The organism is Nocardia sp. NPDC057440 (assembly GCF_042802915.1).
Lineage (GTDB): Bacteria > Actinomycetota > Actinomycetes > Mycobacteriales > Mycobacteriaceae > Nocardia.
The window spans coordinates 394,405-415,983 of record NZ_JBHVDF010000007.1 but is presented as its reverse complement, the minus strand read 5'-3'; the positions used below and the strand labels follow the sequence as shown (position 1 = coordinate 415,983).

Annotated in this window: 19 protein-coding genes and 1 pseudogene; 10 read left to right on the top strand and 10 right to left on the bottom strand. The window is 67.4% G+C overall.

All coding sequences use genetic code 11. The annotated features are described in order from the left end of the window. Positions 1 to 240: 240 nt before the first annotated feature. The 5 genes from ACFU4Z_RS18005 (at position 241) to ACFU4Z_RS17985 (ending at position 4,444) form a co-directional block, all read left to right on the top strand. Positions 241 to 1,170: an undecaprenyl-diphosphate phosphatase gene (locus tag ACFU4Z_RS18005; protein ID WP_379064316.1), complete on the top strand. Its 930-nt coding sequence runs from the start codon at positions 241 to 243 to the stop codon at positions 1,168 to 1,170. A gap of 13 nt (positions 1,171 to 1,183) precedes the next feature. Beyond that, complete coding sequence (locus ACFU4Z_RS18000) at positions 1,184 to 1,954, top strand: histidine phosphatase family protein (protein WP_379064221.1); 771 nt, start codon at positions 1,184 to 1,186, stop codon at positions 1,952 to 1,954. Between the two features lie 71 nt (positions 1,955 to 2,025). After that, a complete protein-coding gene (locus ACFU4Z_RS17995; RefSeq protein ID WP_328400927.1) occupies positions 2,026 to 2,610 on the top strand; it encodes a DUF3090 domain-containing protein in 585 nt (194 codons plus the stop codon). Positions 2,611 to 2,613: 3 nt separating this feature from the next. Further along, positions 2,614 to 3,414 (top strand): SCO1664 family protein, encoded by an 801-nt coding sequence (locus ACFU4Z_RS17990; protein WP_379064219.1) that lies wholly within the window; start codon positions 2,614 to 2,616, stop codon positions 3,412 to 3,414. A 61-nt stretch (positions 3,415 to 3,475) separates the two neighbouring features. Then, positions 3,476 to 4,444 carry an aldo/keto reductase gene (locus ACFU4Z_RS17985; RefSeq protein WP_379064217.1) on the top strand — a complete coding sequence of 323 codons (969 nt, stop codon included), beginning with the start codon at positions 3,476 to 3,478 and terminating at the stop codon, positions 4,442 to 4,444. A gap of 133 nt (positions 4,445 to 4,577) precedes the next feature. On the opposite strand, the gene ACFU4Z_RS17980 is transcribed toward ACFU4Z_RS17985, so the two are convergent. Beyond that, a complete protein-coding gene (locus tag ACFU4Z_RS17980; RefSeq protein WP_379064215.1) occupies positions 4,578 to 5,444 on the bottom strand; it encodes an LLM class flavin-dependent oxidoreductase in 867 nt (288 codons plus the stop codon). A gap of 275 nt (positions 5,445 to 5,719) precedes the next feature. Here ACFU4Z_RS17980 and mshC point away from each other — a divergent pair, with 275 nt between their 5' ends. The 3 genes and pseudogenes from mshC to ACFU4Z_RS17965 form a co-directional block, all read left to right on the top strand. Continuing rightward, positions 5,720 to 6,958 carry a cysteine--1-D-myo-inosityl 2-amino-2-deoxy-alpha-D-glucopyranoside ligase gene (gene mshC, locus ACFU4Z_RS17975; RefSeq protein WP_379064213.1) on the top strand — a complete coding sequence of 413 codons (1,239 nt, stop codon included), beginning with the start codon at positions 5,720 to 5,722 and terminating at the stop codon, positions 6,956 to 6,958. A gap of 264 nt (positions 6,959 to 7,222) precedes the next feature. After that, positions 7,223 to 8,323, top strand: coding sequence for an MBL fold metallo-hydrolase (locus ACFU4Z_RS17970; protein WP_379064211.1), 1,101 nt, complete (start codon positions 7,223 to 7,225; stop codon positions 8,321 to 8,323). Positions 8,324 to 8,414: 91 nt separating this feature from the next. Beyond that, a pseudogene (locus ACFU4Z_RS17965) lies at positions 8,415 to 8,799 on the top strand (DUF6596 domain-containing protein); the annotation flags it as partial. 135 nt (positions 8,800 to 8,934) lie between these two features. Here the strand turns inward: ACFU4Z_RS17965 and fadD11 are convergent. From fadD11 to ACFU4Z_RS17950, 3 genes are all read right to left on the bottom strand, one after another. Continuing rightward, positions 8,935 to 10,749 (bottom strand): fatty acid--CoA ligase FadD11, encoded by a 1,815-nt coding sequence (gene fadD11 / locus ACFU4Z_RS17960; protein ID WP_379064209.1) that lies wholly within the window; start codon positions 10,747 to 10,749, stop codon positions 8,935 to 8,937. 81 nt (positions 10,750 to 10,830) lie between these two features. Then, positions 10,831 to 11,943, bottom strand: coding sequence for a methyltransferase (locus tag ACFU4Z_RS17955; protein ID WP_379064314.1), 1,113 nt, complete (start codon positions 11,941 to 11,943; stop codon positions 10,831 to 10,833). A gap of 359 nt (positions 11,944 to 12,302) precedes the next feature. Continuing rightward, the gene (locus tag ACFU4Z_RS17950; protein ID WP_379064207.1) at positions 12,303 to 13,187 is read right to left on the bottom strand and encodes a LysR substrate-binding domain-containing protein; all 885 of its coding nucleotides are present in this window, start codon (positions 13,185 to 13,187) and stop codon (positions 12,303 to 12,305) included. Between the two features lie 144 nt (positions 13,188 to 13,331). On the opposite strand from ACFU4Z_RS17950, the gene ACFU4Z_RS17945 reads away from it, so the two are divergent. Then, the gene (locus ACFU4Z_RS17945; RefSeq protein ID WP_379064205.1) at positions 13,332 to 14,222 is read left to right on the top strand and encodes a dihydrodipicolinate synthase family protein; all 891 of its coding nucleotides are present in this window, start codon (positions 13,332 to 13,334) and stop codon (positions 14,220 to 14,222) included. Between the two features lie 308 nt (positions 14,223 to 14,530). Here the strand turns inward: ACFU4Z_RS17945 and ACFU4Z_RS17940 are convergent, their stop codons facing one another. The 5 genes from ACFU4Z_RS17940 to ACFU4Z_RS17920 form a co-directional block, all read right to left on the bottom strand. Then, on the bottom strand, positions 14,531 to 15,904 hold the full coding sequence (locus ACFU4Z_RS17940) for a hypothetical protein (protein ID WP_379064203.1): 1,374 nt from the start codon (positions 15,902 to 15,904) through the stop codon (positions 14,531 to 14,533). Positions 15,905 to 15,934: 30 nt separating this feature from the next. Beyond that, positions 15,935 to 16,081 carry a hypothetical protein gene (locus ACFU4Z_RS17935; protein WP_379064201.1) on the bottom strand — a complete coding sequence of 49 codons (147 nt, stop codon included), beginning with the start codon at positions 16,079 to 16,081 and terminating at the stop codon, positions 15,935 to 15,937. 375 nt (positions 16,082 to 16,456) lie between these two features. Continuing rightward, complete coding sequence (locus tag ACFU4Z_RS17930) at positions 16,457 to 17,419, bottom strand: endonuclease/exonuclease/phosphatase family protein (protein ID WP_379064199.1); 963 nt, start codon at positions 17,417 to 17,419, stop codon at positions 16,457 to 16,459. A 171-nt stretch (positions 17,420 to 17,590) separates the two neighbouring features. Then, entirely contained in the window at positions 17,591 to 17,800 is a 210-nt protein-coding gene (locus tag ACFU4Z_RS17925) for a hypothetical protein (protein ID WP_379064197.1), read from the bottom strand. Positions 17,801 to 18,178: 378 nt separating this feature from the next. Next, on the bottom strand, positions 18,179 to 19,321 hold the full coding sequence (locus tag ACFU4Z_RS17920; protein ID WP_379064195.1) for a lipase family protein: 1,143 nt from the start codon (positions 19,319 to 19,321) through the stop codon (positions 18,179 to 18,181). A 248-nt stretch (positions 19,322 to 19,569) separates the two neighbouring features. Here ACFU4Z_RS17920 and ACFU4Z_RS17915 point away from each other — a divergent pair, with 248 nt between their 5' ends. Beyond that, positions 19,570 to 20,292, top strand: a complete 723-nt coding sequence (locus ACFU4Z_RS17915) for a dienelactone hydrolase family protein (protein ID WP_379064193.1) — start codon at positions 19,570 to 19,572, stop codon at positions 20,290 to 20,292. A 212-nt stretch (positions 20,293 to 20,504) separates the two neighbouring features. Here ACFU4Z_RS17915 and ACFU4Z_RS17910 read toward each other — a convergent pair whose 3' ends face one another. Continuing rightward, on the bottom strand, positions 20,505 to 21,287 hold the full coding sequence (locus ACFU4Z_RS17910) for a crotonase/enoyl-CoA hydratase family protein (RefSeq protein WP_379064191.1): 783 nt from the start codon (positions 21,285 to 21,287) through the stop codon (positions 20,505 to 20,507). Positions 21,288 to 21,579: the final 292 nt, after the last annotated feature.

Genomic DNA, 21,579 nt, shown 5'->3' with positions numbered 1-21,579 from the left:
GCGAGCGGATGCGGGCGCTCACGCGCACTGTGCGTCGCATCGCGCTGTCACCGCGTGTCGCGGACGCGGCGGACCGTTGCGCTGGTCACCGCCCCGACACCCGATCCTCGCTTCGACACTGTACTGTCGCTGCGTGATTGCGGCGGTGATCATGTCAGTGCGACCCGCCTGTGGACCAATTGCCCAGCCGGAACGGATTTTTCGGGCAGAAGCGGAGGACGGTACGTGGTCGGCGAGTCCATGACCTGGGTGCAAGCGCTGGTACTCGGTCTGGTGCAGGGACTCACCGAGTTTCTGCCGATTTCCTCCTCGGCGCATCTGCGCATCGTGTCGGCGGTGTTCTTCGGCGACGACGCGGGCGCCTCGTTCACCGCGGTGACCCAGCTGGGCACCGAGGCCGCCGTGCTGGTGTATTTCGCCAAGGACATCTGGCGCATCGTGCGCGCCTGGTTCACCACCCTGGTGGGCAAGGTGTCCGGGCCCGCCAGGCAAACCGTGCCGCTCACCGAGCAGGTGACCACGAAGCTTCCCATCATGCGCCCCGGCGAGCCCATGCTCCTCGACGAGGACGCGCAGCGCGAACTCGACTACCGCATCGGCTGGTATGTGATCATCGCGACCATCCCCATCGGCCTGCTCGGCTTCCTGCTCAAAGACCAGATCCGCACCGGAGCCCGCAACCTGTGGCTGGTGTCGTTCATGCTGATCGCGTTCGCACTGGTCATCGCCGCCGGTGAGTACTACGGCCGCAAGATCCGCCCGATCGAGCAGCTGACCACCCGCGACGGGCTGGTCATGGGTTTCGCTCAGTGCCTCGCGTTGATCCCGGGTGTGTCGCGCTCCGGCGCCACCGCGACGGCCGGTCTGTTCCTTGGGCTCGAGCGTGCGGCCGCGGTGCGGTTCTCGTTCTTGCTCGCCATTCCCGCGGTAACCGCGTCCGGCCTGTTCAGCCTGCCCGACGCGTTCGAACCGGCAGGAGAAGGACTCAATGCCAGCGGCCCGCAACTGCTCGTCGCCACCATTGTGGCCTTCGCTGTCGGCTACGCCTCGGTGGCGTGGCTGCTCAAGTTCGTCGCCAAGCACTCGCTGGACTGGTTCGTCGGCTACCGCATCGTGCTCGGACTGACTGTGATGGGGCTGCTCGCGGGCGGGGTGGTGTCGGCGACATGATTAGGCTGACCGCATGACGGTAATCCTGCTGCGACACGGTGTGTCGACATCGAACACCGCCCGCACGCTCGCGGGCCGCAGCCAAGGCGTCGATCTGACCGAGCGCGGCAACGAGCAGGCCAGGGCGCTCGCCGCTCGCCTCGCCGCACTGCCCATCGAGCACATCGTGCACTCGCCGCTACTGCGCTGCCAGCGCACGGTCGCGCCGCTGGCGGAGAAACTCGACCTGGAACCGGAGTACGATGACCGGCTGATCGAGGTCGACTACGGCGACTGGACCGGCAAGCTGTTGGCCGATCTGCTCACCGAACCTCTGTGGAAGGTCGTGCAACAACACGCCTCCGGCGCGGTGTTCCCCGGGGGCGAAGGACTCGCGCAGGTGCAGGCCCGCGCGGTGGCCGCGATCCGCGACCTCGACCGGAAATTCGCCGAGCGGCACGGCCACGATGTGCTGTGGGTGGCATGCTCGCACGGTGATGTCATCAAGTCGGTGCTCGCCGACGCGTTCGGCATCCATTTGGACGGCTTTCAACGCATCGTGGTGGAGCCCGCGTCGATCAGTGTCGTTCGCTACACCCCGACCGCGCCGTATGTCTGGCGTGTCAACGACACCGGGACCGACCTTTCCGCGCTGGCGGCGTCCAATACGCCACGCCCGGTGGCCGATTCCCGCACCGCGGGGGACGCCGAGCCGGTCGACACCTCCGGTCCCGTTCCTGGCGGGGAGGTAGGCGGTACCGGAAGTGCGGATAATGGGAATGCGGAGCGTCGAGATTCCTTGTAAACGAGTAGTCGGCGTGTTGAATGTCTGTGCGCCGCGGGTAGTCGATCAGGGTCACGTATCAGGAGGTGCATGTGTCACGCGCAATCCATGTATTCCGCACCCCCGATCGTTTCGTCGCCGGGACTGTCGGTGAGCCGGGCGATCGTTCGTTCTATTTGCAGGCCGTGCAGGAACCGCGCGTTGTGAGCGTGCTGCTGGAGAAGCAGCAGGTGAAGGTGCTCGCCGACCGCATGGGTCTGCTGCTGGACGAGGTCGCGCGTCGCTTCGGCGCCGAGGTGCCGCCGCAGGCCGACGATGTGGCCGATGTGGATCCGCTGGTGACACCGGTCGACGCCGAATTCCGGGTCGGCACCATGGGCTTGGGCTGGGACGCCGATGCGGGAGCGGTGGTGGTGGAGCTGCTGGCGATCACCGAGACCGAGGTCGACGAGTCGGTGGTGCTCGATGACACCGAGGAGGGCCCGGACGCGGTGCGGGTGTTCCTGACCCCGATCCAGGCGCGCGAATTCGCGCTGCGCTCGACCCGTGTCATCGCCGCGGGGCGTCCGCCGTGCCCACTGTGCGGCGAACCGCTCTCGGCGCGCGGACATATGTGTGTGCGAACCAACGGATACAAGCGCGGGGACATTTTCGGCGCGGCCGAGCTGGAGGAGTAGCCGGTGGCCGCGTGGCATACCGCCGAGCTGACGGTGATCGGACGGGTAACCGTCGCAAGCAATGTCACCCTCGTCTGTGCCGTGCCCACGAGCACGGATACCGACGGTGCGCCACTGCGAGTGGTGTACAAGCCCGTGCGCGGTGAGCAACCGCTGTGGGACTTCCCCAACGGCACCCTGGCGGGCCGCGAGGTGGCCTCGTATCTGATATCGGATGCGCTCGGCTGGGGTGTCATCCCGGAAACCATCCTGCGTGAGGGCCCCTACGGTCCCGGCATGGTGCAGCGCTGGGTGGAGGCGGTGGACAACCACACCGCGCAGGGCAATCGGCTCGACCTGATCGACCTGGTGCCCGCAGGCGCGGTCCCCGACGGCTTCTGCGAAGTGCTGCGAGCCCTCGACCCGGCAGGCAACGAGGTATCGCTGATCCACGCCGACGATCCGCGCCTGCGGCGGATGGCGGTGCTGGACGTATTGCTCAACAATGCCGACCGCAAAGGCGGGCACGCACTGGAAGGCGCCGACGGTCAGGTCTACGGGGTCGACCACGGCATCTGCCTGCACAGCGAGCACAAACTCCGCACCGTGCTGTGGGGATGGGCGGGCAGTGGGGTCGGCCAGGATCTGCTCGACGACATCACCGCGTTCGCGAAGGCGCTGCCGGGTCAGCTCGCCGACGCCCTCGCCCCACACCTGACCGACACCGAGATCGAGGCACTCGCCGATCGGACCCAGGGACTGCTGGACGACCCGGTGATGCCGGTGCCGCGCACCTCCCGCCCGATTCCCTGGCCCGCGTTCTGATCCGCAGGGTGACCCTGGCAGGGCCTCCCTCCGGTATCGCGTCGTGTACCAGACTGGGCGCATGCGCTACCGACTCTTCGGCTCGACCGGCTTACGAATCTCCGAACTCGTCTTGGGCACAATGGGTTTCGAGGATGCGGAGGAAAGCAGGCGCATCATCGACGCCTATGCCGACGCGGGTGGCAACGTCTTGGACACCGCATCGGCCTACGGCGAAGGGGAGAGCCTGCTCGGTGCGGTGATCCAACGCCGCGACCGTTTCGTCCTCGGCACCAAATACACGTTGTCGCGCGACACCGCGGATCTCAATGCCGCGGGTAATCACCGCAAGAATCTGGTGCTGTCGCTCGAGCAGAGCCTGCGGCGGCTGCGCACCGACTACATCGACATCTACTGGGTGCATCTGTGGGACCGGCACACCCCGATCGAGGAAACGATGCGGGCGCTCGACGACGCGGTGCGCGCGGGCAAGATCCTCTACGTCGGCATCTCCGACGCACCGGCCTGGGTGGTCGCCCAAGCCAACACCCTGGCGCAATGGCGTGACTGGACACCGTTCGCCGGCCTGCAGGTGCCCTACAACCTGTTGCAGCGCGATATCGAGCGAGAACTACTGCCGATGGCCGAATCCTTGGGCATGACCGTGACCGTGTGGGGACCTCTTGCGCGCGGCGTCCTCGCGGGCGCGAACGGCCGCCGGGGCTCGGCGGCCGAACTCACTGCCCGCGATCGTGCCGCGGCCGACGCGGTCGCGGCGGTCGCCGCCGAGTTGGATGTGTGTCCCGCGCAGGTGGCGCTGGCCTGGCTTCGACACAAGTCGGCAGCGGTGGTGCCGATCATCGGAGTCAGCAGTGTCGCCCAGCTCACCGACAATGTGGGAGCGGTGCAGCTCACGCTGACCGACGACGCGGTGCGACTGCTGGAGGCCGCGGCCCCGTTCCAGCTCGGGTTCCCCGGCGATTTCATCGCCGAATGCGAGCCGCATCCCTTCGCGTTCGGGGACAGGGCCACATCCATCGATGGGCGCTGATCGCGATGAGGACGACCACTTCCGCACTGTCGGGCAGGCGAGCCTCAGTGGGCCGGTCTTCCCGAGCGCCGACATCGTCGCGGGCCGCCAGCGATGCCGGCGTGCCCGCATTGCGCCCGTCGCTGCGGGCAGCTCAGTCCAGCAGCGGGCGCACCTTCTCGCCGACAAAACGGACGAACTCCACCGGGTTCGGGTCGTCGTCGGTGGGTTCCAGCACGACGGTGTCCGCGCCCGCGGCCGTGTACCGGCGCACGGTATCCGCGATGGAATCGGGGTCGCCCGCGATGCCCGCACCCGCCTGGAATCCGTGCTGCTCGGCCGTTGCCGCCAGACGCCGGTCCGCGTCCGGTCCGGTCGCTGTCGCCACATACACGATCACCCGATGAGGTTCGGTTCGCCCGGCTCTCGCGCGCCCCTCATCGATCAGCGCCCTTGCCGCGCGCACGCCGTCGGGAGCGGTGCGTGAGGTGAGGATGGTGCCGTCGGCGAGCTCGCCGGACAGCCGCAGCGTCCGGGGGCCGCTCGCAGCAGCCAGCATCGGTACGGGCGCGGTAGGCGGCCAGTCCAACGCGACCTTATCCAGCTGCACATAGCGGCCCGAGGTGGTGACGGTTCGGCCGCAGAGCAATCCACGCAGCGCGCCGAACTGTTCGCGCAGCAAGGTCATCGGCGATTCGGCACAGGCACCGACCTGCGCCATCCATTCCTGCACGCCGTGCCCGAATCCCGGCAGGAACCGCCCAGGATGCAGGCGCAGCAGCGAAGCGACCTCCATGGCAGTCAGTGCGACATTGCGCAACGGCACCGGCATCACCCCGATCCCGACGCGCACCCGCTCGGTCCGGGCCAGCACGGTCGCGGCCGCCGCGACACCACCACCCCAGAAGCAGTCCTCCCACAACCAGAGTTCGTCCAGCCCGCTCTCTTCCGCGGCATCGCCCACTGCGGCAAGATGTTCCGGAGGAATCCGGGGAAGCGCTACGGCACCGAGCACAGTCATCCGGCCACCGTATCCCCAGGCACCGACAGATGTGCTGGATCCGGCCCCGCGACCGCGGCCCGCGCGGCCCCGCCGGCGACTGCGAGATCGCGATTCGCCCGGTTCGCCGACATCGCAATTCGACCCCGCATCGCATCGAACCAGCCAGACCGTAAACGTTGACATCCACCGGCGACGACATTTACGCAGGTCGGAACCCGCCATCGGGGTGTGCTACGTCGCGAATCAGACGGGGCGAAGGCCGATGATCTCCACCACACCTTTACCCTCGAATCATGCAGTCCTGGTCCGATACCGCCCTTCCCACCATCCCCGGAGCAGGGCCACCGTTGCGGTTGTTCGATACAGCCGACCGACAGGTCCGGCCGGTCACCCCCGGCCCCACCGCCACCATGTACGTCTGCGGGATCACCCCTTACGACGCCACCCACCTCGGGCATGCGGCGACCTATCTCACCTTCGACCTGGTGAACCGGTTGTGGCGGGACGCGGGCCACACCGTGCACTACGTACAGAACGTGACCGATGTCGACGACCCGCTGTTCGAGCGTGCCGCCCGCGACGGCTTGGACTGGCGTGACCTGGGCACCCGCGAGATCGAGCTGTTCCGTGCGGACATGTCCGCGCTGCGGATCGTGCCGCCGCGCGACTACATCGGCGCTATCGAGTCCGTCGACGAGGTCGTGGAACTGGTGCAGAAACTGCTGGCCTCGGGTGCGGCCTATGTCGTCGACGATGCCGAATTCCCGGACATCTACTTCCGCGCCGACGCCACCGAGCAATTCGGCTACGAATCCGGCTACGACCGCGCCACCATGGAGCGACTGTTCGCCGAGCGCGGCGGCGACCCCGACCGACCGGGCAAGCGCGACACCATCGACGCACTGCTGTGGCGCGCCGCGCGCCCCGACGAACCGTCCTGGCCCGCCCCCTTCGGCGCGGGTCGTCCCGGCTGGCACATCGAGTGTGCGGCGATCGCGCTCAACCGCGTCGGCCCCGAGTTCGACGTCCAGGGCGGCGGCAGCGACCTGATCTATCCCCACCACGAGTATTCCGCCGCGCACGCCGAAGCCCTCATCGCGGGCCGCCGCTTTGCCCGCCACTACGTGCACGCCGGTCTGATCGGCCTCGACGGCGAGAAGATGTCCAAGTCCAAGGGCAACCTCGTCCTCGTATCCAAGCTGCGCCGCACGGGCACCGACCCCGCCGCGATCCGCCTCGGCCTGCTCGCCGGTCACTACCGCCAGGACCGCATGTGGACCGACACCGTCCTCGCGGAGGCCACCCACCGCCTGGACCGGTGGCGGCGCGCGTCCTCGCCGGCCGCCGGCCCCGCCGCCGAGGACACCATCGCCCGCCTGCGCCAGCACCTCGCCGATGATCTCGACACCCCGAAAGCCTTGGCTGCTGTGGACAACTGGGCCGACCAGGCCCTCGAGTACGGCGGCGCGGACCGCGACGCCCCCGCCCTCGTCGCGACCGCGGTCGATGCGTTGCTTGGCGTGCAGCTGTAAAGCCGCATGCCACCCGCCCGTTTTCCGACGAGCGGGGTACAGCTGGTGCGTAGTGGCGGTCGGCCTCACGTCGGCGACGGTCTTCGGTGGTCGGCCCCGGACGTTTCCTCCCACACCGGCCACTGATCGGCCCACGGCGGACCGAAGTCCCGCACTGCGACCAGGCTCCATGGTGTTTACGCATGTCGGTGGCGACGGGCCGGGCGGCCGGCGCTCGCAGCGGTCTCCCTTGCCCGCGCTGTGATTCCGTGATCTGGTACACACGTGTGCAACATTCATCCGCGCGCTCTGATCGGTCGGCACACCGCGCTCGGTGGCGCCCTCGATGCCCTCGCGCAGATCGCTGAAGGTCGTTTGGAAGCATCCGCCGAGCCGGACGCCGAACGAACCGTCGTGGCGCGCCGGCGTTTCTTCGGCACGGACACCGTCGACGCGCGAACCGGAGCGGTGCGCGCCGACCGGGTGGCGTTGTCGTGGGTGGGATGCACAACCTTCGCGCTGGCAATCGGCGGATCGGTGTTGCTGCTCGACGCGTGGGTGCCCCGGTTCACCAGCTCGGGGTATGTGCCCGCCACTGCGCAGGACCTGGCCGACCTGCGCCCCGAGGCGATCTTCATCGGGCACGGGCATTTCGATCACGCGGGTGACGCGGGCCGGATCGCGCAGGCCTGTGGCGCGGTCGTGCACGGCACCACCGAGCACTGTGTGGCTATTCGCGCGCAAGTGCCGGACCCGTCGTTCCCTACCTCCGAGCTCGGCGATGCCGAGACCCTGATCGGTGCGCGCCACGAATTCACCGTCGGCAATGTTGCGGTGACTGCCGTCCGTCACCTGCATTCGGCCCCGACCGCGCCAGACCGCAGCGATCCGGCGTCACCCTTCTTCCCGGCGCCGGATGTCCGCGCGATCGTGCGGCACCCGCCGACGCTCGCCGGGGTCCTGCAGAGCCTGCCGCGCCTGCGCGATCCCGAAGGCGGTGTCCTGCTCTACCAGTTCCGGGTTCCCGGATTCACTCTCACCTGGCACGATTCCGCGGGTCCGCTGACCGAGAAAGCCCCGCACGTGTTCGACGTCTTGGCCGGCCTTGCCCCCACCGACGTCCAGATCGGTGCCGTCCAGGGCTTCAACCAGATCACCAACGGCCTACGCGACCCCCGCCGCTACATCGAATCCCTCGGCCCGAAGCTCTTCGTCCCCAGCCACCACGACAACTGGCTCCCCGGTTTCACCAGCCACGCCGACCGCTACGACACCCCGCTGCGCACGGAACTGGCCCGCCTCGCCCCCGGCCACCGCCCAGAATTGCGCACCATGCACGACCCGGCCGACTACCTCAGCCCGCAGCGCCTGACATTCTCGCTGTAAGCCTTTCGCGCTTCGACCGAATTCGGTGCCGCCGAGCGGGACACGACTACAGGCAATCACCGAGAGGTCGGCAGGTCGGAGGCGACCATGGCAGCGGATCAGCAAGCGGACCGTCTCGGGCATCCGGTTCGACCAGCCCGGCGACCTAACCACGGTGCTGCGCGTGCTCTACCTGGTCTTCAACGAGGGATACTCTGGCGACGTCGACCCGGCCGGTGAAGCGATCCGGCTCACTCGCCGGCTGGCAGCCGAGACCAAGCATGAAGAGGTCGCGGGCCTGCTCGCGCTCATGCCACTCCACCACGCGCGGCGCTCGGCACGAACCGGCCCCGACGGCAGGCTCGTTCCTCTCTCGCCGAGCAAGACCGCAGCCTGTGGAACACCCGCCTCATCGCCGATGACGTCGACGTGCTCCAGACAGCCCTCACCCGCGACCGCCTCGCCTCGGTGAGCTCCAGGCCCAAGCCGCGATCGCCCGCGCCGCACGACTCAACGCCCAGCTGCGCAGTTGCGCGGCGGGTGGCAAGCATTCACCGACCCGATAGGGACGGTCTGCTCACCCTGTTGACGGGCCGGATTCGCCGTTCGACAGGCCGATCGGCGACGATCCGCTAGCCCGCATACAGATCTACCGATTCGGCGGGCTCGTGCACCGTCGCCTCGGGCTCGGCGGTATAGAGCTGCTCGATCGCCGTGGCGTATTTCGCGGCGATCGTCTTGCGGCGCAACTTCATCGTCAGGGTGACCTCGTCGCCGCCGGGTTCCCAGAATGTCGGCAGGATGATGAAGCGTTTGATCTGTTCGACGCGCGACAGTTTCGCGTTGCCCGCCGCGACGCCGCGCGCGATCTCGGCGATCACGCCCGGGTTGGCGGCGAGTGTGGCGGGGGTGGCGTCGGGCAGTCCGTGCTGCGCGGCATACGGTTGGGCGGATTCGGCGTCCAGCACGATCAGTGCGGTGTTGAACGCTCGCGCGTCGCCGATGGTGGCGAGCGCACCGACCAGGGGCGCGGCGGCTTTGATCGCGTTCTCGATGTTGGCCGGGGACATGTTCTTTCCCGCGGCGTTGATGATGAGTTCCTTTTTGCGGTCCACCACCCGCAGGTATCCGTCGGCGTCGACGGTGAGGATGTCGCCGGTGTGCAGCCAGCCGTCGGCGTCGATGGCCTCGGCGGTCTTCTCCGGCTCTTTGCGATAACGACGCATCACCAGGGGACCGCGGATCAGGACGCCGTCCTCGGCGATCATGGACTCCATGCCGGGCAGCAACCGGCCGACCGTGCCGAGGCGCGCCTGCGACGGCGGGCTTGCGCTGGCCACGCACGTAAGCTCGGACATGCCCCAGATCTCGGAGATGGGAATGCCGAGGCCTGCGAAGAACCCGAGGGTCTCCGGTGGGATCGGCGCCGCACCCGACATCGCCCACTTCACCTGGTCCAGACCGAGTTTCGCACGCAGCTTCGACAGCACCGCCGCATCGGCCTTCGCCCATTCCGCCGCCAGCTCCGCCTCGACCGGTCGTCCGTCCAGCTGTGCGGCAGCCTTGCGCGCTGCCACCTCCAGCGCCCACCGCAAAGCGGCGCGGGTGGCGTCGTCGGGTTCGTTGGCGACCGAGAATTCGACCGCGGCCTTGAGCTTTTCCCACACTCGCGGCACCGCACCCCAGATCGTCGGATGCACATCCAATAATGCGGCAGGCAGCAGCGCCCGGTCCGGCACCACCGTGATCTGGGTACCGAAGAACTCGTGCAAATACAGCGCGGTCATCCGATCGGCCATGTGCGCGCTGGGCAGATAGGAGGTTTGGCGGTCGCCGAATTCGACCGGCAGTACCGCGTTGAAGGCGTGCACCTCGGCGTACAGGTTCGCGTGGGTGATCTCGACGCCCTTGGGGTTTCCGGTGGTACCGGAGGTGTAGACCAATGTCGCGACGTCCTGGGACTGCACGGCCTGCCAGGTCGCTTCGAAGTCGAAATCGGTGCGGCCCATGGCTTTGAGTTCGGCGACACTGATTGTTCCCGCATGCTCTGCATCGACGCACACGATGGTCTCGATCGGCGCCCCGCACGACCGCACCCGTTCGACGTACTGTTCCTCGCAGATCACCACCCGGTTCTCGGCATTGGTGAACACATAGTTCAACTGCTCGGGGGCCAAGGTGTTGTACACCGAGAACGACGTCGCGCCAGTGTGCTGAGCGCCCACTTCCAGCGGATAGAACTCGACCCGGTTGGCCATCATCAGCGCGACGGTGTCGCCGCGGCCGATCCCGAGGGCGTCGAGCCCTGCGGCGATATGCCTGACCTGATCGGCGTATTCACGCCAGGTCAGGCTCTGTCCGCCTCCGATGGAGCGAACCGCGACCGCCTCGGGGGCGATCGCGGCGATGCGCTGGAACGCAGCACACGTAGTCTTCGGTTGATTCATCCCACACAATCTCAATCACGTCGCCCGGCTTTGCTGTTCACGACGTTAGGGTGCGAGCCGAGCGGCGTGGGAGGTTTCGCACTATTTAGCTGCCAGCCGCCACAGGGAGGTGATCTCCGCTACGCGAGCGGTGTGCAGGGGATCGCTGGGATCCAGCGGCCGGGTGTGGCGCGGGCGGGTGTCGAGGCGGTCGAGGACTCGCAGGCCCGCCGCGTCGATGGCATCGGTCAGGTCGTCACGGGTCCGGAGTCCGAGGCGCTCGGCCAGGTCCGACAGGATCAGCCAGCCTTCGCCGCCCGGCGCCAGATGGGCGGTGAGCCCGTCGAGGAATCCGTGCAGCATCGCGCCGCCGGGATCGTAGACTCCCTGTTCGACGGCGGCGGTGGGGCGCGCGGGCAGCCACGGGGGGTTGCACACGATCAGATCGGCGCGGGCGGGCGGAAACAGGTCGGGCCCGATCACCTCGACACGATCGGTGAGCTCGAGCCGGTCGATGTTGTCGCGAGCACAGGCCAGTGCGCGCGGGTTGATGTCGGTGGCTACGACCCGCCCGATGCCGCGACGAGCCAGCACCGCGGCCAGCACGCCCGTTCCGGTGCCGAGATCGAACGCGGTGCGGTCACCACCGCCGTCCGGCAGTGGCGCCCGTGCAACAAGATCGACGTATTCGCCACGGACGGGAGAGAAAACTCCGTAGTGCGGATGGATGCGCCCACCCAGCGCAGGCACCTCCACGCCTTTGGCCCGCCACTGCTGTGCACCGATGGCGCCGAGCAACTCGGTGAACGCGACGACCATCGGTTCGCTGGGCGAGCCGTAGGTTTCGGCGCACACCTGCCGCAGATCGGGCGCTCGGCGCAGGTCGAGGGTGTGGTCCGCGGACAGCTGCACGACCAGTTTGCCCAGCACCCGCGCGCGATGGCCGCGGGCCCTGCGGTACAGGTGAAACGATTCGGCGACGCTGCCGCCTCGTGGCGACGCGATGCGGTCGATGCGGCGACGCAGTGCCTGCAACAACTGGCGCGCCTGCTGAAAATCGCCCCGCCACAACAGCGTGGTGCCTTCGCATGCCAGCCGGTAGGCGGTGTCGGCGCGCAGGGTGTCATCGGCGACGACGACGTGTCGCGGCAGCGGTGCGGCGCTCTCGGAATGCCAGCGCGCGCTGCGGTCGGTGTCGGCTTCGGTCCAGTGCATGGTGGGCACGGGGGTGCTCCTCGTGATCGAACGTGCATGGGCACGGAAAGCACTTCGACCAGGAGGGAGAACAGCCGGTGTCGGACCCGGGAGGCGGGTCGGAACGGGGAGGGCTAGCGGTCCTGCGTCGAAGCGCGAGCGAAGGAGTCGCCGAGGACCATGCCGAGCGTCACGAGAAGCCCTTCCACTGAGATACCCGACAAGACTCCCACACCGCGCGGGGTGCCCGAGGCCGGGGTCAGCGAACCCCAGCAGGCAGCGGCTGCGAGCGCCGCGATCGACGAACGGCGCGGCCGCTGCTGGAGGCCTGAATGCCGTGGCGCCGGACGGGGTTCGGCGAGGACCGCACTGCCCTGAGTTCAGGCAGACACCGTCGCGTTCATGGCGCGGGTGAACGCGACGACGGCCGGATGGCGGTCAGCGCCTGCACGGAAGGCGATTCTGGTGTGGCGTGCGATCGGGAGTTCGGTGAGGATCACTTCGGCCGGTGGGTGTGCGGCGCTCAGCTCGGGGACCAGTGCGACGCCCTGTCCGGCGGCGACAAAGGCCAGCGCTGTGGCGAAATCGTCGATCTGATGACGGACGTGAGGGAGAAAGCCCGCGGCCCGGCAGGCGCGGATGGTCATGGTGTGGCAACGGGTGCCGGTGCTGGCCACGATCCACGGCTCGTCGCGGCAGGTGGTGAGCACCGCGCCGGGAGTGGCGGCGCGGGATGTGGTCGAGGCGAGGAACATCGTCTCGCGGTAGAGGGGCTCGGTGCGCACTCCGGTTTCGGGTGGGAACGGCACCAGGTCGTAGTCGTGCACGAGGGCCACATCCAGTTCGCCGGCGCGTAGCGCGTCCGAAACCAGCGCCGGATCGAGTTCGGCCACCTGGGGTTCTAGGCCGGGATGGTCCGCGGCCAGCGTGCTCAGGGCGGCGGGGATGAAAGCCTGTGTGGCAGAAGGAAAGGCGCCGATCCGCAATGGACCGGTCAGCCCGGCCTCGGTGTTCGCCAGATCGGCTTCGGCCTCTTCGAGCCGGGCCAGCACGGCTTCGGTGTGCCCGACGAGGGTGTGCCCGGCCGGTGTGAGGGTCACCCGTCGACCGGTGCGCTGCAGTAACGCCACCCCCGCTTCCCGTTCCAGCGCGCTCAGTTGCTGCGAGACCGCGGAGGGCGTGAAGGCCATGGCTTCGGCGACGGCCGCGATCGTGCCGCGGCGCGCCAGTTCCCGCAGCAGTCGCAAGCGCCGAACATCGAGCATCAGCTGAGCTTACGCTCGAAGCCACAAATGCGAACTAGACCTGCGGTTATCGGGCGGACAAGCTGGACGTATGGCTCAGCACGAACCTCTGCAGGGGATATTCGTCCCGCTCGTGACCCCGTTCACCGCCATGGGGATGTCGCGGTGGATGCCCTGGAATCCCTGGCTCACCGCGTCCTCGACGAGGGCGCGACCGGTCTGGTCGCACTCGGCACCACCGGCGAACCCGCTACCCTCGACGCCGACGAAAAGCGCACCGTCCTTGCGGTGTGCGCCGAGGTCTGCCGCACCCGCAGCGCACCGCTGATCCTCGGTGCGGGCGACAACGACACCCGCGCCACCACCACCGCGCTCGTGGCTCTCGAATCCCATCCCGAGATCACTGCCGCCCTGGTCCCCGTGCCCTACTACACGCGCCCGTCGGAAGCCGGTGTCCGCGCACACTTCACCCAGCTCGCGGCAACCAGCCCGGTTCCCGTGATCATCTACCACATCCCTTACCGCACAGCCCGATCCGTCAGCGCCGGCACGCTGCGCGAATTGGGCCGCCTGCCCGGCATCGCCGCGGTGAAATACGCGACCGGCAGCATCGACGCCGACACCGTCGACCTCCTGGGCGACCTGCCCGAGGACTTCGCCGTCCTCGCAGGCGACGACGAGTTCCTGTCCCCTCTGATCGCCCTCGGCGCCACCGGCGGCATCCTCGCCTCCGCGCAACTGACCACCGCACCTTTCGTCGCGCTGATCTCCGCCTGGCGCAACGGAAACCACGCACATGCCCGCGCACTGGGAGCCGCACTGGCAAAAATGTCGGCCGCTGCCTTCAGTGAACCCAACCCGACGGTGATCAAGGCGGTTCTGCACGCCCAGGGGCGAATCCCCACCCCCGACGTCCGGCTGCCCCTGCTCCCTGCCGGGCCGGGCGCTGTGGATCGGACCATGCAGCGTCTTGCCGCCCTCGCCGAAGTGCGGACCTCCCGCTCGGCGAACTCACCCGACGCCGACCCGCTGGTCACCGCATCGAGTGCCCCCTGACGGCGAGCGCCACCTGTGTGATGCGCGACCATGCGACACTCGCCGATCCACCAGGGTCCCTGTAGTAACGGCGCAGAAAACAACGAAGTTCGTGCCGGGCTGTCGCGGATGCCAGGTGTGTTCCTGATCGTGAGCAACCTGTACCGGCTGATGCTGGCCGTGTTCGCGCCCTGGGTACTCGGATCCGCGGCGCTGTGGCCGGCTATCGGTTCGCGGTGCTTCCGAAGTGCGCGCGGCTCGAGATCACCGAGCGGAGATCCGGTGCGATCAAGTTGCCGAGGAGGGGGCGAACGAAAGTAGACCGATGCCTACTCCTCGGACGCGAGGCGAAGTCGCCTGTGCAGCTCGCCGTATTTAGCAACGTCGTGTTTCTCTCCTGGTGTGAATGGAGAAGGCTCGCCCCCCATGTGTGGATATAGCTGCTGCATCGGCCCCAGGTCGAACAGGTCCACCGGTTCGATGTTTCCACCCGACCGTTCGATTTTGTCCTGCCAATGCCCATAGCGGTCACTTCCGGCCTCGACCGCGTCAGCCCACTGCGATGGAGAAGTGAGCATATCGTTGTCGAACTCGGCGACTGCGGCAGGCGGCTTGCCCGCCCGCTCCAATAAATGATTCATCAGGATCCGCGAATGCCTGCCATGGGAATCGCCGATCCATGCGTGCGCAGAAATGAATTGCCTCTGAAAGCTGGCCGCAGACTGATACGGGTTGAACCCGGGCTGTCTGGTCGCATCGTTGTACCAGTCACACAGCGACTCATGGAATGCGTGCGAATTATCTACGCTGCCGAAGTTCGGGTAAATGATAATGCCTTGATTATTCGGATCGATCCAACCCGGCTTCATGTACGAGAGAAATGGGTCATCTCTGATCGCGGCCAGTTCCTCGTCGCGGGGTGGTTCGGTCAGCCAACGAGCCGCACGCCCGGGCCGACCCTCGACCTCCGGATACAGCACGACGCCATAGGGTTCACTACGGAAGGGGCCTGGAACATGGGTGAGTAGCGGATTTTCCTCGATGGCAGTCCGCTCGTTCCGAGACAACGTCTGACGTAATTTAGCCACTCCTTTTCCGCCGGGCCCGAGTTGCCCGGCCCTCACCGGATTGCTTCGGATTATCAGTCGGTAGTGTATTTCCTGCATCAGGTCCACCGACATCTCGCGATCGAGGTTCCGCCGCGCGAACAGTCGGGCATCGAGCCAGCTCGCCCACCCCTCGGGCCCATCGAACACCGTCTCTGGTCGTGCCTGACCGGAAATGTAGGAGATGTCGCGGAACTTGTCCTCCATGAAGAGGCTTATTTCGAGTGCCCGCTCAGCGTCGGTGTGGATGCCGTGTGCTTCCTCGAGTCGGCGTATCTGCTCCTCGATGGGCAAGTCCAGAAAGCCGTCCTCAGCGGTCGGGTCCGGCCCGTGGACCGGTCCCCGCGTGCTTGCGCCGGATTCTGGGTGTTCGGTGGCGGTATCACGGTCCGTGTGTGCAGCCGGGCCAATCTTGATCTTGTCGATCTCGGGTGCGAGGTGCTCGTCTTCGTGCCGAATTCGTTCGAGAGTATTCCGTATCTCGTGCGGGAATCCGTGGTGTGTTTCGCTGATTCTTATGGAGGCTTTGTAAACAAGCGTGCCGGCGATGCGGTCGGCTGCCTGCACCATTTTCGCGATGATCGCACTATCGCCCATCGAGGTTTCCTGCCGCCTGTTATCGAGCTGTCAGGCGGCGAGGTCGAGCGTGGTGAAATCGACCTCGGTGAGCGCCGGGGTCGCTCCCGCATTCGCCGGGCCGGCTACGGCCGGTGATCCGGCAAGAATCGCCACCACAGCGAGGCCGAGCCGGGCCCCGTGTTCGACCGAACGCACCTGTCAACATCCCGTTCTGTGACGAAATCTTCTCGGACATCAGAATCAACTCCTCCGGACCAGCCTCACCCTGCCGACCGGTGATCATAGGTCGAACAAGGAGTGATCCCGGACCAGGCGTGCAGGCACGGCTCCGATCTCGAGACCTCACCTCGGCGATCATGGGGTGCCGGCAAGAATCGTGTCATCGGGTACATGAAGCGTCGTAACACTGCCCGCCGCGGTGTCGCTTGCCTCGCGTGATGAGACAGACGCTGGATAGCGTCGTCGATCGCGGGACTGCAATGTTCGCGCGCTACGCGCTCGGGCCCATGCAGCCGTGAATCGCACCGGATCCAGGCGCAACGGGTTGTTCGTGGGTGTGGCCTCTGGCCGCTACTGTCTTCCACGGTTCAGGCGGATCTGCGCTATCAGGGCGCGGTGGTCCGCGCCTGGTAGGTCGACCGTCTCTATCGCGACCGCGCAGCCCTCCGCGACGAGGATGTGGTCGATACCGACCAGGGGCGGCCACCGTTTGTCGGTCGGATAGGTGACCAGATGTCCAGCGCCCGCCTGTTCGGCGGCGTCGGCGAAACGTCCTGACAATATCGCGCGGTACTGCCGATGATCGTAGGTCGTGTTGAAGTCGCCACCGACGATCACCGGCCGATCCGATGGCGACTGCTCGAGAATTGCGCGCAGACGGGACAACTCGTCCGCCCACACCTGGGTGCCGAACACCGGGGGCACCGGATGGAAGGCATACACCGTGACCGGTCCGGCGCCCGGAATGTCTGCGGTCGCCGAGAGTTGGTTCAGCACGAACCCGTCATACTCAACGGTCTCCGACAGCGGGTAGCTGCTCCAGATTCCCGTTCCGGCCGCGGTCCTTCCCGGCGAGAGATACCGGTACGGCAACACCTGGTCGAGCCCTGCACGGCCGAGGCCCTCGACCGCCGCCGGGGTGAGTTCGTTGACAGTGAGCACAGCGATGTTCCGCGCGCGTACCTGGTCGACCAGCGCCCCTGGATCCGCTCCGTCGAACAAAAGGTTGGCCTGCATCACCATCACGGCGGGTCCATCGACGCCGCCCGAGCGATGGACGTACAGCGGAGCTTGAGTCCAGACCGCGGCGGCCACCACAACGCCCGCCACACCCGCACTGATCCAGCGTCGCGTGGCTGCAAACGCCACAATCCCAATGAACACGGCACCCATCAGATACGGCGCACCCGAAGCCGCCAAGACCAGCACCCGAGACAACGACCGACTGAAGTGCAACGCGACCCCAGCGCCTCCCGCCAGTGTCGCAGTCCACCCGAGCACACCGATGCCGACCCGAACCAACTTCGATTTCACACCCGACAGACAAACACACAAGTCCCACACCACATGTCGATGGCCAACTGGAGACAGGAGACGAGGACGGTCGACAACGCGCCTTTCTCGTCACCGGCCCTCGCGGGAAACCAGGGTAAACCCGCAGCCGCTATTGAGGGCCGGTCATCTGGTCAGCCGGTGCCGGATGTATTACTCGCGGAGTGCGGCGACGACCACCAGCCACACCGTTGTTCCGAAGCCTGCGGTGACGACGGTTCCCCACAGCATGATGAACGGCCCGTATTCCGCCACGCGTGCCCAGTATCCGCACGGGCCCACATCTTCCGGGATGGTGGCGCATTCGGGGTGGCCGATGGCCGCGAAGGCCAGGGTCGCGAGCATCGGAATCGCAACGGCCACACCGAGTACGATTGCCAGGCTTCTGATGGGGCGGGAGAGGACTGCCATGCGGTCAGACCCTAATGCGCGGCTTGGGGGCGATTTCCACGCGCACCCGCGCACCCATCAAGGGTCGGCCAGTTCCTCGCGCCAGTAACCCCAGTCGGTCAGCAGTGTGTCCAGGCGCATCGTGACGCAGTTGCTCAGCCGAGTCGTCACCAGAGACCCCGGAAGGGGAGCCGGACACCGACCCGGCTACATCGTCGCGCCCGTAACTGCCGGTTCGCACCTATGGCATCGTCGCGAGTCATGCTGTGCCACTGCAGAACTGGAGGTGGCCGATGACTCGACAGTACAGAGCGAACCCGCCACCACGCCGTCCACCGAGCTGCAACCCTGCTACCGGCCCATCCAGCTGTCGATCCGTTCCAGCGCACCAGGGGTGTATGCGCAGGTGATGTGATCACACGGCAGTACCGTGAGCGACACGTCGGCCCCCGCGTTCTGCCATGTCTGCTGCAGCGCCCGCGCGCCCGCGACCGGAATCCATACGTCGAACAGGCCGTGCCACAGGTAGACCGGCATGGTCGGTGTCGCGCCACCGGCCTTCGTCTCCTGGTAGATGCGGCGCGCGACATCGGTGTCGTAGGGGTCGACACTCGTCAGCGAGCGCAACGGCACCGGTATGACACCGAGCACCGCGGCAGGCGAGCACAGGTTCTTGGTCTGCCCCACAGTCGCCACGCCGACATCGTTGAGCAGGTCGAAAGCGCCGGGTGTCACTCGGGCCACGCCGAGTGCCGCCATCAGATACAGCACCGAGGTAGGTGGTGTGCCGTCCATGGTCGTGCGCAGCAGGCTCAGATCCGCGGGTGTGCCGCCCGCCGCGGCCCCCAGCATTCTCAGCTCGGGTGCGTAGGTGGGTTGCAGTTGCGCGGCCCAGACCGTCGCGATCGCGCCACCGCTATAGCCGATCATCGCAGTCGGGCTGCCCGCCAGCCCGGCCGAGGGGAAGGCGAGCGCGGCGCGAATACCGTCGAGCACCTCCCGGCCCTGGGTGGGTCCGTGGGCGTAGGCCATCTGGGGGCCTTGATAGTCGGTCATCACGACCGCGTAACCGCGCCACAGCAATTGGCGAGTGATATCGGGCGCCTCGATGGACACCTCATGGGTCAGTTGATACGACGGGTTGCATCTCAGGCCGACACTGTCGATCGCGTAGTTGTTGCTGACAACCCCGCCGTTCCACGTCTTCGGTTTCATGATCGTGGTCAGCGCGGCGATGTCCGCACCGTCGGCGGCGGTCGTCTTGAACCACACCTGCCACGCGTCGAAGCTCGACGTCAGGGCCAGTGGCGGCAGGATCCGCACCGAACGGCTCGACAGGATCGCCCCGTTCGGTAATCCCTCGGTGGCGAAATGCTGATCGAGATAGGCGTCACCGGTGGGGTCGGGGTCGAACCGCGACGCGTCGACGGGTTGCGCCGCGACGAGCGTCGATGCCGTGAACACGGTGAAGGCCAGGGCGGTTGCGATGACCATCGCGCGCCATGGCGGCCGGAGTTTGACCACGTTGCCTTTCTGTCGGCATTGCACCCACCGGAGCTTCGCCCGCCGCGCGAGGCTGCTGCGCGTCGTCGATCGGGCACCGCTCGGGACCTTTACCGCGCAGACGGTAACCCACCGGGGCGCGGACTTCGGGGATTTCGATGGTCATATCGGCTTGTTCGGAGATGGTTAGCCGACAGGGTGCTGTACACGTCTGAGACAGTGCCTTAGATTCGGTAGGCATGAAGACCATCGAGCTCGACGCGCCCGACGGCACGATCGAAGCGATCCTGGCTCGTCCCACCGGCGTGGGGCCGTGGCCGGGCATTGTGGTAGTGCACGACGCGGTGGGTTTCAGCGGCGATCTGCGCAGCAATGTCGAGATGCTGGCCGACTACGGCTACCTCACGATCGCCCCGAACCTGTTCTCTCGCGGCCGAGTTCGCTGCATTCGCTCGGTCTTCCGCGCGTTGCTGGTCACCGGAGACGGCCCGCCGGTGCGTGACATCCTCGCCGCGCGTGACCACCTGCTCGCCGACGCCGAGTGCACACGCAAGACCGCGGTCATCGGCTTCTGCATGGGCGGTGGTTTCGCGCTACTCACCGCTGCCCAGGGCTTCGACGCGACGGCGCCGTTCTATCCGGGCCTCTACGGCGACTACCGCGCCCGGTTGGACGGCGCGTGCCCGGTGGTGGCCAGCTATGCGGCACTGGACCCGTCACTGATCGGCGCACCCGCCAAACTCGATCGCGCGCTGACCGAACTCGGCGTCGAGCACGACATCAAGTCCTACCCCGGCACCATGCACGGATTCGCCAATATTTTCCCGGTCGAGCCGCTGCTGCGCGTTACCGGTCTCGGCTACGACGAGGACGCCACCCGCGACGCCTGGCACCGCATCTTCGCCTTCTTCGACCGCCATCTCAGCGTCGAAAACCCTGCCACCCAACCCGACCCGACCTAGCGCATCAGCAATACCGCACCTGAGCGGAGCCGATTCGTACCCACTCGGGGCACGTGCGGATCTCGGTCGCCGACCCTCGTGTGAGCTGCGGCTGGTCGGCCGGTGGACTTGACGTGCGGACCCGACCTCAGCAGCGTGGTCCGGTCGAATCGATTCGCGCCGCCCGGACTCACCACCACGATCGGAGGGGAACCGCCCGCAGCGGGACGGCGTCATTCGCCGCGCCACTGCGGTACGCGCTTTTCAGCGAAGGCGCGGGGGCCCTCCTCGGCGTCCTTGCTGCGGAACACCCCCGTCGCCTCCTGCATGCTCATCTCCCAGACCGGGGTGTCCCATTCGGAGCCGAAGTCGTTGACGCGGTGGATGATTCGTTTCGAGGCACGTACCGCGAGCGGCGCGTTGGCGGCGATGGTCTCGGCGAGCGCGATGGCGGTGGGCAGCACCTGTTCGGCGGGGACGACACGGTTGACCAAGCCCCAGGCAGCGGCCGCGGCGGCGTCGACGGGGGTGCCGGTCAGCGCCATTTCCAGCGCGATCTTGGGTGGGATCTGGCGCGGCAGCCGCAGCAGTCCACCCGCGGCGGCGATGAGGCCGCGCTTGACCTCGGGCAATCCGAGGGTGGCGTCCTGGCTCATCACGGCCAGGTCGCTGGCCAGCACGATCTCGGTGCCGCCGCCGAGGGCGAAGCCGTTGACAGCGGCGATGAGCGGTTTGTCGATGAAATGCTGGACGAGTCCGGCGAATCCGTATTCGGGGTGCTCGGGGTCGCCGATGCCGTTGCCGCGGGCGAGTTCTTTGAGATCCGCGCCCGCGCAGAACGCCCGGCCCGCGCCGGTGATGACGCCGACCCGCAACCGCGGGTCGGCGGCCAGTTCCTCGAGGGCGGCGCCGACCGCGACCGACAGTGCCGCGTTCACCGCGTTCATCGCCTCGGGCCTGTTCAGGGTGATGACGGCGATGTGGCCCCGGCGTCGCAGGGTGGCGGCCTCGCTCAAGACGGTCTCCTCGAATGGTGCGCGCGCTGGATCAGCTGGGGGACAACCTACTCCGACACCGGAATCGTCGAGGGCGCCTCGGCGGTGAGCGCGGCGACGACACCGGCGAACATGGTGTTCTTGATGGCGCCGAGGGTCCCGGAGTCCTTGCCGCCCAAGGGGGCCAGCAGTTCCAGTGCGGCGGCGGGGGGGGGGGGGGGGGGGGGGCGGGGGGCGCGCCCGCGGGGGGGGGGGGGGGGGGGGGGTTTTGGGTTCTTTAGGGGGGTTGTTGGGCGGGGGCCGCCCCCCGAGA